Below are 16,082 nucleotides of genomic sequence, written 5' to 3'. Positions count from 1 at the left end.
GGTGATTGAACGGCGATAGGCGAGGATGTGTGAGTGGACGCTCACCAAGTCAGTCGGCTGACCGCTCGCTGGATCGAGAACCTCTCCGGCGAGGACACCACTGTCGTCTCCGGACTCGGGGTCCGGCCGCTGCTCGCACTCCTCGCGGTGCTGGCCGACGGCCCGGCGCGTACCGAGCTCACCGAAGCAGCCGGAGGCCCGTACGACGGACTCCTGCAGACGCCCGAACTCCGGATGGCCCTCGGACTGTGGACCAGCCCGGAAGTCCCGCTGCAACCCGGTGTGGACCGGTTGTTGCCGCCGGAGGTCCGCGGACAGCTGACGGATCAGGCGGCCCTCGATGCCTGGGTGGTCGAGCAGACCGACGGTCTAATCAAGCGGATGCCGATCACCCTGAACGACGACGTGCAGCTGGTACTCGCGTCCGCGTTGGCGCTGAAGACCAAGTGGGCGCTGCCCTTCAACGAGTACCCGCGTGGTGAGCGGCGTTGGCTCAGTCGTGCCGACCACGACCTCGAGAGCGTGCGTGTGTACGACGGTCCGACCGGTCCGCTGACTGTGGTGACAGTCGTCGGCACAGGGGAGTTCGACGTACGCCTGATCGCGGGTGAGCCCGGTCAGGGGCGTGGCGCCGTACTGGCTGCTGCTCTTGAGTTGGGTGGTGACGGGGTGACCGGTGCCGAACTGCTTGCCGGTGCCTCGTCCTCACGGTGGAAGCGGTTGTTCTCGAGTGAGAAGCCGGCACCAGCCGTCGAGGTGATCGAGTCGATGTCGCCGGTGCCGACGGTGATGTTGTCGATGCCGTACTTCGAGATCGACGCGGAACACGACCTGCTCGAGCATCCCGAGGTGTTCGGGCTGGACTCGGCGACGGACAAGAGTCGTGGGCACTTCCCCGGTCTGAGTCCGTTCCCGCTCGCGGTGGGTCAGGCCAAGCAGGCGGTGATGGCGCGGTTCTCCGCGACCGGGTTCGAGGCGGCCGCGGTGACCGCGATGGCGATGGTGGCCGGGTCCGCGCCGATGCCGGGCGGGAAGGCGCTGAAGGTCTCGCTGGACCAGCCCTTCGGCTTCATCGCCGTCCATCGGCCGACCGGCATTCCTGTGGTCGCCGGCTGGGTGAACTACTCGTAGGGGTTCGCGGGCGCGGGGACCGGCTTGACCGTTTCGACGGTGAGGGCGGCGACGTCGCCGTCGGTGCGCTTGGTCGGCTCTGCCCATTGGCCGGTGACGGTGACCCACTGGTTCTTCGGCGGGGCGGCCTGGCCGCGGGCCTCGACCATGAACGCCGTACCGTCGGCGACGCAGCAGGTCAGGCCGATGCGGGTCACGTACCAGGTGCCGTTCTTCGCCGGCGTGACGAAGCCGGTCAGCTGGAATGCGCGGCCCTTCATGCTCTCCTTCTCCCAGACTGCCCAGACGGAGTAGTCCCGGACGGCCAGCGCCACCGGGGCGTCGCCCTGAGAGTTGTTGGAGAGCCAGGAGTTGCTCTTCGGATCGGCCGGTTTGGCCGCCACCGGGGACTGCCTCTGCGCCGCGTCGGCGCCGAGCGCGGGCGGGTCGACGACGAGCAGCGCGAAGATCGGGATCAGCAGCAGCCACGCGGCCCGCGGTAGACCGTGGTGTCCGTGGCCGTCGTCCGCATGCTCAGCGGCCGGCTTCTTGCGCGTGTCCGCGAGTACGTCGAAGACCGCGAGCGCGATCAGGATCAGCCCGGCCGCGAGCAGCATCCAGCGCATCCCGGGTTTCACGTACCGCAGATAGGTGTTCGAGGTCGCGAGCTGCACCACCGCGGCCCCGACGAACACAACCACCAGACCAGCGACGTTGCGCCTCACAACAACCACCATCCGACGAGGAGACTGGCCAGGATCGCGACCACGAAGGTGGCCGGTGCGAATCGGACAGCGAACTTCGGACCGAACGTCCCGGTCTGCAGCGCGATCAGCTTCACGTCCACAATCGGCCCGACCACCATGAACGCGAGCCGTGCGGTCAGCGAGAACTGGGTCAGGCTGGCCGCCACGAACGCGTCCGCCTCGGAACAGATCGCCAGCAGTACGGCGAGCAGCCCCAGAATCAGTACCGAAAGGAGCAGGTTGCCGGCCACGTGGTCGAGCCAACTGCGCGGTACGACGACGTTCAGCGTGGCTGCCGCAGCTGCGCCGATGACCAGGAACCCGCCGGCGTGCAGGAAGTCGTGCAGCATCGAGGACCGGAACACGTCGAACTTGCCGGCGCCCTCCGCGTGCCGGTTCTTCGGCATCCGCAGCCACGAAGCGCCCTTGCCGGTCGCCAGGAACAACCAGCCGAGGACCATCGACACCCCGAGCGAGGTGACAGCCCGGGCGACCACCACCTTCGGTTGCCCCGGGAACGCGACCGCGGTCGACGCTAGGACGACCGGGTTGATCGCCGGCGCGGACAGCAGGAACGCGAGCGCCGCGGCCGGGGTGACACCGCGGTTCATCAAAGCAGCCGACACGGGCACCGACGCGCACTCACAGCCGGGCAGGATGACGCCTGAGGCGCTGGCGACCGGTACGGCGAGGGCCGGGTGCTTGGGCAGCGCCTTCGCGAAGAAGGACGCCGGGATGAACGCGGTGAGCGCGGCCGACAGCAGTACGCCGAGGACCAGGAACGGCATCGCCTGGACCGTGACGCCGACGAACATCGTCGCCCAGGTCCGGATCCCGTCGTCGGTGAACGCACCGGCGAAGATCCTCCGCCCGAACAGCGCCAGCCCGACCAGCAGGATCAGGGTCGCGGTGAACGCGATCGACGATCCGGCCGACTCCTTCTCCTCCGCGTCGGGTGGCGGGGAATCGACAGGTGGTGGGGCGGTCGGGTTGGCCGTCATGGGCGGCATCCTGACACAACGCAGAGCGTCTGAACGAGGACTCACCGCACCCGTGAAATGAAAATCAGCGTCATTCCGGCGAATATTCGCGGACCGCCAGGCCATCACAATCGACGGCCCGCGAATATTCGCGGACTGCCAGACCATCACAATCGACGGTCCGCCGCGGGCGCAGGCGGGGGCGCTCCGCCCTCGGGTGATTGTGATGGCCTGGGCGTCCGCACCCCGCTCGGCTCGACCAGCGACGTGGCAGGGTGGACGTATGGATGCCGACGTGGTGCGCGCAGTCAACGACCTCACCGCCCGCTGGGCCCGCAGCCTGCCGGCGGGCAACACCGTGGTGTCGGGACTCGGCCTCTGGCCGCTGCTCGCGATCCTCGCTACGGCCGCTGACGAACCCGGTCGAGCCGAGCTCGCGGAGGCTGCCGCAGTCACCGCGGACAAGGGGGCTGGACAGGCGCTCGCGCTGATCCAGGCGATCGACGGTTCGGACGATCTGCACGCGGCGCTGGGCGTCTGGGTGAGCGAGCAGTTGAAGCTGGCCGAGTCGTTCGACAGCGTGATGCCGGCGCCGCTGGTCGGCAAGCTGACCGGTGACGCGTCCGTCGACAAGCCGAAACTCGATGCCTGGGCCGCCGAGCACACCAACGACCTAATCCGCGAGATGCCGATCGAGGTCACCCCCGACCTGATGCTGGTGCTCGCGTCAGCGCTGTCGCTGCGAACGACCTGGGTCACGCCGTTCAAGGAACTGGTCCGGCGCTTCTACGACGGTCCGTGGTCCGGCGGCTCGTGGCACTGGCTGGAGCGGGTCGACGGCGAGTTGGACGCTGTACGGCGGTACGACGACCTGACCGTGATCACCGTGGCCGGCGATGCGGATGTCGACGTACTGCTTGGCATCGGGCGGCCCGAGGCAGCCCAGGCCGACGTACTGACTGCTCTTCTGGGGGCGCAGGGCGAAGGCGTCCCGGGGAGTCGGCTGATCGATCAGGGGGAGCCCGGGGTCGAGGTGGCGCCTGGGGTGACGATCGGGCAGACCACGGCGCCGAGGCCGGACCTGAAGCTGTCGCTGCCGTCGTTCAACGTGGAGGCCGAGCACGACCTGATGGCCTCGCCTGACCTGTTCGGGTTGAGTGCTGTGAGCAGGGACCCCGGCGCGCACGGTCACTTCAGCGCGATCAGCCCGGCGACGCTCGCCGTCGGGCAGGCGAAGCAAAAGGTGCTGGCTCGGTTCTTCGCGACCGGGTTCGAGGCCGCGGCGGTGACTGCGGTGGGGCTGATGCGCACCGCGATGCCGACCCAGCAGGCCAGGCGGCTCGAGGTGACGCTGGACCGGCCGTTCGGGTTCGTCGCCGTACTGCGGGAATCGCGGTTGCCGATCGTGGCCGGCTGGGTCGAGACGCCTACCGAGCCGGGAGACTGAACAGCCGGTTGAGCAGCGCGGACGCCTCGTCGATCGCGTCGCGGTCGCCGGTCAGGAGCAGGTCGAACAGGAGGCCGCGGGAGGCGGCGAGACCGAGGCGGGCGTACGACGGTGCCGCCTCGGGATCGATGCCGGCCCGGATACAGAGGTCGATCAGCGGTGGGAGCCAGACGTTGATCAGATCTGCCTTGAGAGCCTCGGTGTGCGGCAGGTCCTGCATCGCGTGGGCCGAGAGTTCGAAGAACAGTGGGCCGTAGATCAGCGTCGCCTCGGTGACGCGCCGCCAGAACTCCTCGGCCTGTTCGGCGATCGGCAGGTCGGTCTGGGTGAGCGTCGCGAGCAGGTCGCGCTGCTGTTGTTCGACCGTACGGACCACTTCGGCGAGTAGCCCCTCGCGGGAGCCGAAGTGGTAGATCAGCATCCGGTGGCTGGTACCGATGGAGGTCGCGATACTGCGCAGGCTGGCATCGCCGATCCCGTTCTTCGCGAAATGCTCGACTGCGTCGCCGAGCAAAGACTCACGACTCATCCGCGTCCTCGCTTCGCTGCGGGCGCGGATGAGTCGTCTGCGACGCTGTGCTTGACGGTGAACTCGCTACGCTCGTTCACTGACCTGCTTCAGCTTCTCGGTTTCGGTGGCGATGTAGCGCCGGGTGAGGCCGGCGTACAGCTTGCCGAACAGCCAGCCGAGCGGGCCCTCCTGGATGATCGTGGCCGTCGCGACCGTGCCTTCCGGCGTACTCACCACCCGGTGAACGCCGGTCGTCTTGATCCCGGGAGCCTTCGAGACCCACTCGAAGTACTCGCCTTCCTTGAGCTCGGTCACCTCCCAGATCGCGACCGGGAGCTTCGGCTGACGGATCCGGGTCCGGGCGCCGATGTGGATGCGGCCCTCGTCGAGCCGCTCGACCGAGTCGACCGTCGGCGTCCACTCGGGCCACCGCTCGACGTCGCTGAAAACCTCCCAGACCCGCTCGGGCGGGGCCTGGATCGTGCTGGAGTGATCGAAGCGCATGTACCAAATGGTACATCAGGTCTTCGTGAGGTTCCACGGGCGGTCTGCGGTCCTCGCCGGGGCGCCAGGTAGGGTCTTGGCCCATGGCTGAGCAGAACGTCCCGCAGAACGTCGAGAACGAGCAGGACCCGGGCGCGAACACCCAGATGTTCCGCGCTTTCGTCAACGAGGGCCAGGCCGAGGTGACCGCCGAACCGAAGCTCAACGGTCGCGTCCTCGCCTTCGTCGGCGCCGCCGTGGTGCTGATCGCGGTCGTCGCCGCGATCGTCGTCTTCTGAGCTGACCGCGGTTCACTGGCTTGACCGCGGTACAGGTCGAGGTCGTCCGGGTCTTCACCGACCCCGATGGCCGATTCGGCAACCCCCTGGGCATCATCGACGGCACCGCCGTACCGCCCGCTGATCGGCAGCGCGTGGCCGCCGAGCTCGGCTTCAGCGAGACCGTGTATGTCGACGATGCCGCGACCGGCACGATCCGGATCTTCTCCGCCACCGGCGAAATGGCCTTCGCCGGCCACCCCACGGTCGGCGTCGCCTGGTGGCTCCATTCCCAGGGCGTAGACACCCCTGTGTTGCGCGTCCCCGCCGGCGACATCCAGGTCACCCGCGACGGCGACCTCGTCGCCGTCCGCGCCGACTCCACATGGGGCAGCCCGTGGGACTGGCGCCAACTCGACTCCCCGGACGCTGTCCTGGCCGCCGACCCCGCGTCGTAGACAGCCGGTCACACGTTCATCTGGTCCTGGATCGACGAGCCCGCCGGCACCATCCGCGCCCGGGCCTTCGCCCCAGCGATGAACATCCCGGAAGACGAGGCCACCGGCTCCGCGGTCACCCAGCTGACCGCTCAACTAACCCGGGACCTCCTGGTCGTCCAAGGCGCCGGCTCCCACCTCCACACCACCTGGCACCCCCCGACCCACGCCACCGTCGGCGGCCGGGTCCTCCCCGCCGAACCCCGCACCATCACGATCTGACTGCCCGTTCACGCCGGGATTTCGACATCCGTTGACGGGTGTGGGGGATCGGATGGAGCATGAGTGCTCGGCTAGTGGTGGGAGGGTTGATGGCGGAGGTTGTCAGGGCTGCGTTGGTGCAGACGTCGTGGACTGGGGACAAGGAGTCCATGATCAAGGCGCACGAGGAGTATGCGCGGCAGGCTGCCGCGGCCGGTGCGCGCGTGATCTGCTTCCAGGAGTTGTTCTACGGGCCGTATTTCTGCCAGCTCCAGGACACCGAGTACTACGAGTACGCCGAGTCCGTGCCCGGGCCGACGACCGAGCGGTTCGCCGCCCTGGCCAAGGAACTCGGCATGGTGATGGTGCTGCCGATGTACGAGCAGGAGCAGCCCGGCGTGCTGTACAACACGGCCGCCGTGATCGATGCTGACGGCAAGTACCTGGGCAAGTACCGGAAGAACCACATCCCGCAGGTGAAGGGGTTCTGGGAGAAGTTCTACTTCCGGCCGGGCAACCTCGGGTATCCGATCTTCGACACCGCGGTCGGCCGGATCGGGGTGTACATCTGCTACGACCGGCACTTCCCGGAGGGCTGGCGCGCACTCGGGCTGGCCGGGGCGAAGATCGTGTTCAACCCGTCCGCGACCAGTCGCGGCCTGTCGGCGTACCTGTGGAAACTCGAGCAGCCGGCCTCGGCGGTGGCGAACGAGTACTTCATCGGCGCGATCAACCGGGTCGGGATCGAGTCCGACTTCGGTGACAACGACTTCTACGGTACGTCGTACTTCGTCGACCCCGAGGGCAAGTTCGTCGGCGACGTCGGGCACGACCACGATCCGGAACTGATCGTCCGGGATCTGGACCTGAGTCTGCTGGACACGGTCCGGGATCGCTGGCAGTTCTACCGCGACCGCCGCCCCGACGCGTACGGCGACCTGACCAAACCGTAAGAGCTGCACAGGCCGTCTCAAAGGAGAGCACGGGTATGTTGCTGGTCAAGGGTGGAACCGTCGTCGGTCCGACCGGGACGCAGGTCGCCGACGTCCTGGTCCAGGGCGAGAAGATCGTCGCACTCCTGGATCCGTCGTTCAGTCAGGCGATCACGCCGGACGAGGTGATCGATGCCACCGGCAAGTATGTGATCCCGGGCGGGATCGACGCGCACACGCATATGGAGCTGCCCTTCGGCGGCACCGCGGCGAGTGACACGTTCGACACCGGGACGCGGGCCGCGGCCTGGGGTGGTACGACGACCATCATCGACTTCGCCGTCCAGCGGACCGGTGAGGTCGTCCAGGACGGGCTGGCCGCCTGGCATGCGAAGGCCGACGGCAACTGTCACATCGACTACGCGTTCCACATGATCCTGGGCGGGGTCGACGACGACTCGCTGAAGGCGATGGACCAGCTGGTCTCGGACGAGGGCGTGACCAGTTTCAAGCTGTTCATGGCCTATCCGGGCGTCTTCTACTCCGACGACGGCCAGGTCCTGCGGGCGATGCAGACCGCGCGGGAGAACGGCGCGATGATCATGATGCACGCGGAGAACGGCATCGCGATCGACGTCCTGGTGCAGCAGGCGCTGGCCCGCGGCGAGACCGACCCGATCTACCACGGCATCACCCGGCCGGCCGCGCTGGAGGCGGAGGCGACGAACCGGGCGATCGCGCTCGCCGAGGTCGCGCAGGACTGCCCGCTCTACATCGTCCATCTGTCGGCCAGTCAGGCGCTGGAGCACGTCGCCGAGGCGCGTGACGCCGGGCGGAACGTGTTCGCCGAGACCTGCCCGCAGTACCTGTACCTGACGCTCGAGGACCAGCTCGGCGCACCGGGGTTCGAGGGTGCGAAATGGGTCTGCTCGACGCCGCTGCGGAGTAAGCACGAGTCGCACGCGAAGGACCTGTGGAAGGGCTTGCGGAGCAACGATCTGGCGATCGTGTCGACCGACCACTGCCCGTTCTGCATGAAGGACCAGAAGGAGCTCGGCGTCGGCGACTTCTCCAAGATCCCGAACGGGATCGGCGGCGTCGAGCACCGCGTCGACCTGATCTACCAAGGTGTGGTGGACGGGCAGCTGTCGCTGGAGCGCTGGGTGGAGACGATCGCGACCACGCCGGCCCGGATGTTCGGGCTCTACCCGCAGAAGGGGATCGTTGCCCCCGGCTCCGATGCCGACCTGGTCGTGTACGACCCGAACGCGACCACCCGGATCAGTGTCGATACCCACCACATGAACATGGACTACTCGGCGTACGAAGGGGTCGAGATCCAGGGCCGGGTGGGCACGGTGATCTCGCGCGGCGAGGTGATCGTGGCTGACGGCAACTACCATGGCCGCAAGGGCCGGGGGAAGTTCCTGAAGCGCGGCCTCTCGTCGTACCTGGTCTAGGTCGACCATCAGAATCGATCTAAGGGGGAACCGTGGACTTCGGAGTGGTGTTCCAGTGTGATCCGCCCGCGTCCACAGTCGTGGACCTGGCCGGTAAGGCGGAGGTCGCGGGGTTCGACTACGTCTGGACGTTCGACTCGCATCTGCTCTGGCAGGAGCCGTTCGTCATCTACAGCCAGATCCTGGCGACCACCGAGCGGGTCATCGTCGGCCCGATGGTGACGAACCCGGGCACCCGGGACTGGACCGTGATCGCGTCCCAGTTCGCCACCCTGAACGAGATGTTCGGGAATCGGACGATCTGCGGGATCGGGCGAGGCGACTCCGCGCTGCGCACGCTCGGCGCCAAGCCGGGCACCATCGACGAGATGAAGCAGTGCGTCGACGTGGTCCGGTCGCTGGCGCGCGGTGAGACGGTCGAGTACCGCGGCCAGCAGCTCAAGTTCGCCTGGGTCGAGAACGGCGCGCTGGACGTCTGGGTCGCCGCGTACGGCCCGAAGGCACTCGCCGCGACCGGCCAGGTCGGCGACGGGTACATCCTGCAACTCGCCGACCCGGACATCGCCGCATGGATGATCGCGGCGGTACGACGATCCGCCGAGGAGGCCGGCCGTGATCCGGCGGCGATCAAGTTCTGCGTCGCGGCACCGGCGTACGTCGGGGACGACCTGGACCACCAGCGGGAGCAGACCCGGTGGTTCGGTGGGATGGTCGGCAACCATGTGGCCGACATCGTGGCCCGCTACGGCGCGTCCGGGGCAGTGCCGCAAGCGCTGACCGACTACATCGAGGGTCGCAAGGGCTACGACTACGCCGAGCACGGCCGCGCCGGCAACACGCACACCGACTTCGTCCCGGACGAGGTCGTGGACCGGTTCTGCATCCTCGGCCCGGTCGAGAACCACCTCTCCCGGTTGGCCGAGCTGAAGTCGCTGGGCGTCGATCAGTTCGCGGTCTACCTCCAGCACGACGCCAAGGAAGAGACCCTCCAGGCGTACGGGAAAGACATCATTCCGCACGCACATTGAGTCGGTCCGCGGCCCGCGCCAGAGGTGCTGCGGTTGGTGTCACGCCATAGAGCGTGGCCGGTGGGTAGTCGGTGGTGACTGTTCTGGTGACCAGGCCGGCTGACTCGAGGTCTTTGAGTGCCAGCGCGAGCGCGCGGTTCGTCGTACCCGGGAGGCTGTTGCCCAGCTCGGAGAAGCGCCGGGGCTGGTCGCCGAGGGCGATGAGGATCGGCAGTGACCACTTGCGGAGGCCGACGTCGGCCGCGTCGAGCTCGTGCAGGACGTCAGTCAGGGCGGCTGCGGGTTCGCCGAGGAGCTCGCCTGCGTCGGTGAGCAGGTACTCGGGTCGGAGCGGGTGGCCGTGGCCGGGGTTGCGGTGGATCAGGCCGTCGGCCTCCAGGAAGGCGATGGTGCGGCGGAGGGACTCGCGGCTGACACCGAGGCCGTGGACCAGGTTGACGAAGCGGCCGCCGCGGCCGCGGTGCAGCTCGGCGATCACCGGGACGTTCCACCGGAGGTGGACCAGGCGGGCGAGCGTTGACACGAAAGTAAGCTTAGTATAAAAACAGGAGCGGAGCTTCAGAGGTGTCGGCCGCTATCGAGTACGACGGCCGAGCCGTCTGCGCCCTGGAAGTCGCCGACCTGGAGAGCTCGCTGGGGTGGTACCAGCAGGCCCTGGAGTTCGAGGTGGTGCATCGACTGGAGAGCTGGGGCTGGGCCGAGCTGTCGACGCCGTTGCCCGGCATCTCCATCGGGCTCGGGCAGGTCGAGAAGCCACAGACCGAGGGCGGGGTGGTCGTCACCTTCGGGGTGCGCGACATCGATGCCGCTCGCCGGCACCTGGAATCGCTCGGCACCCGCTTCGACGGCGAGACCCGCATGGTCGGCGACGAGGTCAGACTGGCCACGTTCTACGACCCGGACGGCAACACGTTCATGCTGTCGCAGCGGCTGGAGGCGCGGTGAGCACGCCGCCGAGGCCGGGGATGGAGAGCTTGACGCTCATCCTGCTCCGGCGCCCGGCGGATCCGCCCGACCTGCCGGAGGACGAGGCGGACGAGATCCAGCAGGCTCATCTCGACTTCCTGGACCGGCTGCGGAAGTCCGGGGTGATGGGGGCGGCCGGCCCGTTCCGCGACCATGACGACGAGAAGCTGCGCGGTCTGTGCGTCTACCGGGTCGGCATCGACGAGGCCCGCCGCCACGCGGCCGACGACCCCGCCGTACAAGCAGGCATCCTCGTGGCCGAACCCATCACCTGGTGGTTCCGCGAAGGAGAGATCCGGCTGGCTTAGCCGGCCGCCGCGCCCCAATCCGCCTCGGCTCGGCCAGTTGGTGTGGCTTGGGACAAGATCCGGTGGGCTGAGACAGGTTATTTCCTGTCTCAGCCCACCGGATCAGGTCTCAGCCCACCCCTCAGTGCGGGTGGCGAGCCACCACTCACTGCGCGGGGGCGAGCGGCTACGGGTTGGGGGTCCAGCGGTAGGACTCCGGTAGCAGGTCGGTGGCGAGGACCGAGCCGACTCCTTCCGCGGTCGGCAGGATGACCCGGATCCCCGGGTGGTAGTCGACCAGGATCTGACGGTCGCGACCGCAAGGTCCGACGACACCTCGTCCTTCGTTGCCCACAGCCACGATTGTGGTCAGCTCGCGGGCACCTTCAGCCCGGGCGCGGCCGAGGGCAACCAGTTCCGCACACGGTCCGCCCGTGAAGTGGTAGAGGTTGATCCCGGCGTACATCCGCCCATCCACACCTCGCACGGCAGCACCCATCGTGTAGACGCCGTCCGGCCCGTCCGTGTTCGCGTCGACGGTACGCCGGGCCAGCTCGATCAGCTCCCGGTCCTCGTCGGTCAATCCCTGCACCATCATTCGCTGATACCCGACCTTTCCACGCCCTGCACGATCCACCGCTGCAGGATCATCCGGTGATGCGCTTGAGCTCGGCCTCCACCACGGCCTTGACCGACTTGATCTCGGTGGCCGGGTCGCTGCCACTGCGGATGATCCGGTTGAGCGCGTCGGAGTACGCCGTACTGGACTTCGGCGACCACAGGATCGGCGTCTGCGCATGCCCGTTCTCGTTGACGAACTTCACCGCGTCGGCGGCCGGCCCGGACTTCAGCTTGTCCGCCTTCGCCGCCAGGCTCTTGCGGGCCGGGATGTGGAAGCCGTACGACTGCGCCCAGTCGAGCTGCTTGCCGGTCTGGTCGACCCACAGCCACTTGACGAACTTCTTCGCCGCGTCGATGTTCTTCGACTTCGCGTTCACGATCGACGAGAAGGCGCCGACCGGGACACTCGGGGCGCCGGTGGTCGCGTTGAGCTTCGGCCAGGGGAGTACGCCGAAGTCGTCCGGGAACGCCTTCTGGATCGCCGGAATGGTCCACAGACCGGTGAACTGCATCGCGGTCAGCCCCTGGGTGAACGCGGACGGGTCGGACCAGTCGGTCGGTGCCCCGAGCAACAGACTCTTCGAGGTGAACAGCTCGCGCAGCTTGCGCAGCGACTCCACCGCGGCCGGGTCGTCGAAACCGAACTGGTTGTCCTCGGTCAGGTAGTCCAGGCCGGCCGACCAGAGCGCGGGGCCGCCGAGGATGCCGACACCACCGTCGTTGCCGACGAACAGGCCCTTCACCTTGTCGGTGGTCAGCTTCTGTGCGGCGGCGAGCAGCTCGTCGACAGTCTGCGGGGGCTGGACGCCGGCCGCAGCGAGCAGGCTCTTGCGGTAGACGAGCAGCTGCATGTCGGTGACCTGCGGGATCGCGTACAGCTTGTCCTGGTACGTCACCCGCTTGATCAGCGACGGCGTGAAGTCGGCCTTGGCGGTGTCGTCGAGCAGGTCGGTCAGGTCGACCACCTGACCGCCCTTGATCATGTCGATGGTGGGGCCGTTGACGTACTCGAACACGTCCGGACCCTTGTTGTCAGCAGGGCCGCCGAGGTCTTCTTGTCGTAGTCGCCGGGCGACCACTGCACGGTCACGGTCGCGTCCGGGTACTCCTTCGCGTACCGCTCGACCGCCTGCTGCGTACCGGCCTCGCCGTACTGGTGATACCACTGCGACAACGCGGGCTTGGCCCCACTCGACCCGCCCGAGCTGGTGTCCCGCCCGGTGTTCGATCCACACCCGGCGACCGGCATCGCCGCCAGTCCACCACCAACCGCGAGAAACTTCCGCCTGGTGACCCCAGCACCCACCATCTCGCCGTACCTCCACACTCCGGTGCGGTCCCACAGCCCGCACTCCGGCCCTCGACCCTACGACTCCCGGCTCTGTCGATCACGTATGCTCTCGGGCATGTTCCGCTCCTGTGACTAGAGACGGCTCCCGCGCCTGCTTGCGCGGTTGAGCCCAGGTTCGTTGCACGGCGTCCCGATGGGCGTCGTGAGTCTCTAGGAGCGTTTTCTCTTGTCCGGCACAGTTCGTGTCGGGAGCTACCGCGATGTGCTGCTGTTGCCGTCTGCGCTGCGCACGTTCGTGCCGGCGCTGCTCGGGCGGCTGTCATACGGTCTGCTCCCGTTGTCTTTGCTTTTCACTGTCCAGCAGTCCACTGCCTCGTTCGCCGCAGCTGGTGCGGCGGTCGCGTTGTTCGGTCTGGCGTCGCTGTCGATGCCCTACAAGGCCCGGCTCGTCGACCGCTTCAGTCAGCGGCGCGTGCTTCCAGTCCTCGCGCTCGGTTGTTCCGCCGCTCTGGTTGTCATCGCCTTATGGACCAGCAACCTCGTGGCGGTTGGTGCGGCGGGACTCCTCGCGCCACCACTGGGACCGTCGATGCGGTCGAACTGGCGGCTGCTCACGGAGGGGTCGGCCCTGAAGGAACGGGCCTATGCGTTGGACGCGGTCTGCGAGGAGTCCCTCTTCCTCGGCGGTCCGCTGTTTGTCGGCGTACTGATCAGCGTCGTGTCCGCACCTGCAGCCCTCGTCTGCTCCGCGGGCCTGATGCTCGTCGGCACGCTCGCCATGGTGACCAGTCCGGTCGCCAAGCACACCACGGTGGCACCCGCGACTCGCCATCCGCTCGGGCCGCTGGTCATCCCGGGCCTGCGTCGGATCCTGGTGGTCATCCTGGTCACGGCGTCGGGGATCAGCGTCGCCTACCTCTGCGTGGCCGGAGTCGCCCAGCGTGCCGGCAGTCCCGGTGCGGCCGGGTACGTCGAAGCCGCGATCGGACTCGGCAGCGTCGTCGGCGGGCTCCTGTGGGCTCGGCGGAACCACACACGGCCGTGGTCGGCTCATCTCGGCCTGCTGATCGCCGTACTGGCAGTCGGACTGCTTGCGGCGTCGTTCGCGACCAACCTGGTCGTACTCGGGGTCGTGATGGCAGCCGCGGGTATGGCCGTGGCACCGCTCTTCGTGGTGTCCTACCTGGCCGCCGACACAGTCACGCCGCCGTACCAGCGCACCGAGGCGAGCACCTGGATCAACACGGCCAACAACCTCGGCAGCTCGGCCGGAGCGGCACTCGCCGGGCTGGCGATCGACCGGACCACTCCGTCACACGGGTTCCTGGCGGGCGGCGTACTGCTTGCGCTCGTCGCCGCGACCGTCGGGCTGTCAGGCGTCCGACAGGCGCGCAATGGTGGCGGAGGCCCGGCGGACGATGGGGACCGGGCCTTCGGGGAGGACGTCGCCGACGAAGCTGTAGTGCGCGAGCACCTCGGGGTCGATGCCGCCGGGGCGGTGCCGACTGTGGTCGCGGACCCAGTCGATGATGTCGCCCCAGCCCGGAGCGGCGAGCGAGCCGCCGAAGTGCTGCACGGACAAGCCCGCGCACAGGTTGCCGAAGGCAAGGCGGTGGGCCAGCGGCCAGCCGCGGAGGGTTCCGAGCACGAGTGAGGCGAGGAAGACGTCGCCGGCCCCGGTCGGGTCGTACGAGCGCACCGGCAGCGCCGGGACCTGCTCCTCCTCGCCAGTGGTCGAGTCGATCGCCAGTACGCCGTCGGCCCCGTTGGTCACCACCGCCAGCGGGACCCGCTCGGCCAGCTTGTGCAGCGCGGCCTTCGGGGTGTCGGTCCGGGTGTACGCCATCGCCTCGCCCGCGTTCGGCGTGAACGCGTGGAAGCCCTCCAGTACGTCGAGTACGGCGGGCGACCACTGATCGGTCGGGTCCCAGCCGACGTCGCCGAACAGCAGCGCGCCGGACTGCATCGCCTCGAGCGTCCAGCCGGGCAGTTCGTCCTCGACCGGGACGATCGCGGACCGCGTCTTCAGGCCCGGGCCGACCAGCTTGCTCGGATCGCCGGGCGCCTCGTGGGCGTGCGTCACCATCGCCCGGTCCCGGTCGAGCGACATCGAGACGGTGACCGGGGAGTGCCAGTGGCCGATCCGGCGGGAGTGGGACAGGTCCACGCCCTCCTGGTCGACCAGGGTCCGCCAGCAGAAGTCGGCGTACACGTCGTCGCCGAACACCGAGGCCAGTCCGGTCTTCAGGCCGAGCCGACTGGCGGCGATCGCGAAGTTTGCGACCCCGCCGGGGCACGACCCCATCCCCTCCGCGAAGATCTCGGTGCCGGTGGCCGGGGCGGACTCCAGTCCGGTCAGCACGATGTCGAGGAACACGGTCCCCTGTACGAACACGTCGTAGCCGTCGTCCTCCATACGGTGACACTGCTCCTTGTCAGACTGGGCTGGCTCTGTCGGTGGCGGGTGGAATGGTTCCCTTCGTAACATCTTCGACCGGTCATCACCATGGAATTGGGAGGACGTGTATGCGCGCCGGGGTGTGTCTGTGATTCCGACCTGGATCTCGGTGGTCGGTGTGGTCGTGACCGTGCTGAGCCCGTTCCTGGCCCTCGGCGGTGTCGCGCTGGGGTCGTACCTGACCCGCAAGTCCGACCGGGAGCTGGATGTCTGGCGGCACCGCGAGGAGACGATGCGGATGGTCCGGTGGGCGGTCGAGCAGATTCTCGAGGGCGAGGAGGCGGCGACGGACGCCGGTGTCGTCACGCTCCGCTCACTGATGCGGTCGGAACTGTTACAGCCGGAGGACTACGATCTGGTCGCCGCGCTGACCGCCTCCGTCGCGATCGACCGCGTCGGTCAGGCCGCCTATGCTGATATTGCTGAGGCAGATACTGAGGTCGTCGAGGGAGACGGTGCGCATGGCTGAGAAGAAGACCGTGAAGGTCTCCCGCCAGGCCGTCGAGTTGGCCCGGCTGCACGTCGAGGCAGCCCGCCGGGCCGGCCGCAAACCCGAGCCGGGCCTCGCCCGAATCGCCGACGCCCGCCCCGACAACGGCAACGGAGCCACGCCTGCCCCAGCCTGACCTGTGGATAACTCCACCGGCTGACCGGCGAAAACGGATACGCTCAAGCAGGAAGAACAGGGGCGGGGCAGCGTCGGCCGTGCACCGATCACACGTCTCGGCAGTCTCGGTGCACGCCGGGTATCGGACGCCGCCGTACGGTGCGGCACGCCTGGTCGGC

Annotated in this window: 21 protein-coding genes and 1 pseudogene; 13 read left to right on the top strand and 9 right to left on the bottom strand. The window is 68.2% G+C overall.

All coding sequences use genetic code 11. The annotated features are described in order from the left end of the window. The first annotated feature begins 33 nt into the window (after positions 1–33). Complete coding sequence (locus tag EV652_RS22570; protein WP_132211162.1) at positions 34–1,131, top strand: serpin family protein; 1,098 nt, start codon at positions 34–36, stop codon at positions 1,129–1,131. On the opposite strand, the gene EV652_RS22565 is transcribed toward EV652_RS22570, so the two are convergent. After that, on the bottom strand, positions 1,122–1,835 hold the full coding sequence (locus EV652_RS22565; RefSeq protein ID WP_242001927.1) for a TIGR03943 family putative permease subunit: 714 nt from the start codon (positions 1,833–1,835) through the stop codon (positions 1,122–1,124). The genes EV652_RS22570 and EV652_RS22565 overlap by 10 nt on opposite strands. Continuing rightward, positions 1,832–2,857 (bottom strand): permease, encoded by a 1,026-nt coding sequence (locus tag EV652_RS22560; protein WP_132211160.1) that lies wholly within the window; start codon positions 2,855–2,857, stop codon positions 1,832–1,834. The genes EV652_RS22565 and EV652_RS22560 overlap by 4 nt, the downstream gene beginning before the upstream one ends. 262 nt (positions 2,858–3,119) lie before the next feature. On the opposite strand from EV652_RS22560, the gene EV652_RS22555 reads away from it, so the two are divergent. Beyond that, positions 3,120–4,283, top strand: coding sequence for a serpin family protein (locus EV652_RS22555; protein WP_132211159.1), 1,164 nt, complete (start codon positions 3,120–3,122; stop codon positions 4,281–4,283). Here EV652_RS22555 and EV652_RS22550 read toward each other — a convergent pair. Then, a complete protein-coding gene (locus EV652_RS22550; protein ID WP_132211158.1) occupies positions 4,264–4,812 on the bottom strand; it encodes a TetR/AcrR family transcriptional regulator in 549 nt (182 codons plus the stop codon). The two genes, EV652_RS22555 and EV652_RS22550, sit on opposite strands and share 20 nt — an antisense overlap. 66 nt (positions 4,813–4,878) lie before the next feature. Then, the gene (locus EV652_RS22545; protein ID WP_132211157.1) at positions 4,879–5,298 is read right to left on the bottom strand and encodes an SRPBCC family protein; all 420 of its coding nucleotides are present in this window, start codon (positions 5,296–5,298) and stop codon (positions 4,879–4,881) included. Between the two features lie 83 nt (positions 5,299–5,381). Here EV652_RS22545 and EV652_RS22540 point away from each other — a divergent pair, with 83 nt between their 5' ends. The 6 genes from EV652_RS22540 to EV652_RS22520 all read left to right on the top strand — a co-directional run bounded on the left by EV652_RS22540 (position 5,382) and on the right by EV652_RS22520 (position 9,673). Further along, positions 5,382–5,576 carry a hypothetical protein gene (locus EV652_RS22540; protein ID WP_132211156.1) on the top strand — a complete coding sequence of 65 codons (195 nt, stop codon included), beginning with the start codon at positions 5,382–5,384 and terminating at the stop codon, positions 5,574–5,576. Positions 5,577–5,596: 20 nt separating this feature from the next. Continuing rightward, positions 5,597–6,013, top strand: coding sequence for a PhzF family phenazine biosynthesis protein (locus EV652_RS45385; protein WP_242001926.1), 417 nt, complete (start codon positions 5,597–5,599; stop codon positions 6,011–6,013). 18 nt (positions 6,014–6,031) lie between these two features. After that, complete coding sequence (locus EV652_RS45380; RefSeq protein ID WP_369410038.1) at positions 6,032–6,274, top strand: PhzF family phenazine biosynthesis protein; 243 nt, start codon at positions 6,032–6,034, stop codon at positions 6,272–6,274. An 89-nt stretch (positions 6,275–6,363) separates the two neighbouring features. Then, entirely contained in the window at positions 6,364–7,206 is an 843-nt protein-coding gene (locus tag EV652_RS22530; protein WP_132211155.1) for a nitrilase-related carbon-nitrogen hydrolase, read from the top strand. Positions 7,207–7,241: 35 nt separating this feature from the next. Beyond that, entirely contained in the window at positions 7,242–8,645 is a 1,404-nt protein-coding gene (hydA, locus tag EV652_RS22525) for a dihydropyrimidinase (RefSeq protein ID WP_132211154.1), read from the top strand. A gap of 32 nt (positions 8,646–8,677) precedes the next feature. Further along, the gene (locus EV652_RS22520) at positions 8,678–9,673 is read left to right on the top strand and encodes a TIGR03842 family LLM class F420-dependent oxidoreductase (RefSeq protein ID WP_132211153.1); all 996 of its coding nucleotides are present in this window, start codon (positions 8,678–8,680) and stop codon (positions 9,671–9,673) included. On the opposite strand, the gene EV652_RS22515 is transcribed toward EV652_RS22520, so the two are convergent. Beyond that, positions 9,654–10,196, bottom strand: a complete 543-nt coding sequence (locus EV652_RS22515) for a winged helix-turn-helix transcriptional regulator (protein WP_132211152.1) — start codon at positions 10,194–10,196, stop codon at positions 9,654–9,656. The genes EV652_RS22520 and EV652_RS22515 overlap by 20 nt on opposite strands. Positions 10,197–10,237: 41 nt before the next feature. Between EV652_RS22515 and EV652_RS22510 the strand changes: the two genes are divergently transcribed. Together EV652_RS22510 and EV652_RS22505 are read left to right on the top strand one after the other, a co-directional pair. Beyond that, a complete protein-coding gene (locus EV652_RS22510; protein WP_132211151.1) occupies positions 10,238–10,618 on the top strand; it encodes a VOC family protein in 381 nt (126 codons plus the stop codon). Further along, positions 10,615–10,947, top strand: a complete 333-nt coding sequence (locus EV652_RS22505; RefSeq protein ID WP_132211150.1) for a YciI family protein — start codon at positions 10,615–10,617, stop codon at positions 10,945–10,947. Before EV652_RS22510 ends, EV652_RS22505 begins: the two co-directional genes overlap by 4 nt. 166 nt (positions 10,948–11,113) lie before the next feature. On the opposite strand, the gene EV652_RS22500 is transcribed toward EV652_RS22505, so the two are convergent. Genes EV652_RS22500 through EV652_RS45375 form a run of 3 tightly spaced genes read right to left on the bottom strand, consistent with a single transcriptional unit; the run spans position 11,114 to position 12,856 of the window. Next, complete coding sequence (locus EV652_RS22500; protein ID WP_242001924.1) at positions 11,114–11,563, bottom strand: cytidine deaminase family protein; 450 nt, start codon at positions 11,561–11,563, stop codon at positions 11,114–11,116. Between the two features lie 10 nt (positions 11,564–11,573). Further along, the gene (locus EV652_RS22495; RefSeq protein ID WP_242001923.1) at positions 11,574–12,563 is read right to left on the bottom strand and encodes an ABC transporter substrate-binding protein; all 990 of its coding nucleotides are present in this window, start codon (positions 12,561–12,563) and stop codon (positions 11,574–11,576) included. Continuing rightward, complete coding sequence (locus EV652_RS45375) at positions 12,527–12,856, bottom strand: hypothetical protein (RefSeq protein WP_242001922.1); 330 nt, start codon at positions 12,854–12,856, stop codon at positions 12,527–12,529. Before EV652_RS45375 ends, EV652_RS22495 begins: the two co-directional genes overlap by 37 nt. A gap of 409 nt (positions 12,857–13,265) precedes the next feature. On the opposite strand from EV652_RS45375, the pseudogene EV652_RS46195 reads away from it, so the two are divergent. Beyond that, positions 13,266–14,186 (top strand): annotated as a pseudogene (locus tag EV652_RS46195) (MFS transporter); the annotation flags it as partial. A 24-nt stretch (positions 14,187–14,210) separates the two neighbouring features. On the opposite strand, the gene EV652_RS22485 reads toward EV652_RS46195, so the two are convergent. Continuing rightward, entirely contained in the window at positions 14,211–15,254 is a 1,044-nt protein-coding gene (locus tag EV652_RS22485; protein WP_132211149.1) for a carbohydrate kinase family protein, read from the bottom strand. A 130-nt stretch (positions 15,255–15,384) separates the two neighbouring features. Here EV652_RS22485 and EV652_RS22480 point away from each other — a divergent pair, with 130 nt between their 5' ends. Together EV652_RS22480 and EV652_RS44105 are read left to right on the top strand one after the other, a co-directional pair. Next, positions 15,385–15,765, top strand: a complete 381-nt coding sequence (locus tag EV652_RS22480) for a hypothetical protein (RefSeq protein ID WP_242001921.1) — start codon at positions 15,385–15,387, stop codon at positions 15,763–15,765. Beyond that, positions 15,758–15,922 carry a hypothetical protein gene (locus EV652_RS44105; protein WP_158441221.1) on the top strand — a complete coding sequence of 55 codons (165 nt, stop codon included), beginning with the start codon at positions 15,758–15,760 and terminating at the stop codon, positions 15,920–15,922. The genes EV652_RS22480 and EV652_RS44105 overlap by 8 nt, the downstream gene beginning before the upstream one ends. The last annotated feature ends 160 nt before the right edge of the window (positions 15,923–16,082 follow it).

The sequence above is a fragment of the Kribbella steppae genome, from assembly GCF_004342025.1.
Taxonomy (GTDB): Bacteria; Actinomycetota; Actinomycetes; order Propionibacteriales; family Kribbellaceae; genus Kribbella; species Kribbella steppae.
This window is presented reverse-complemented; position numbering and strand designations above follow the sequence as displayed.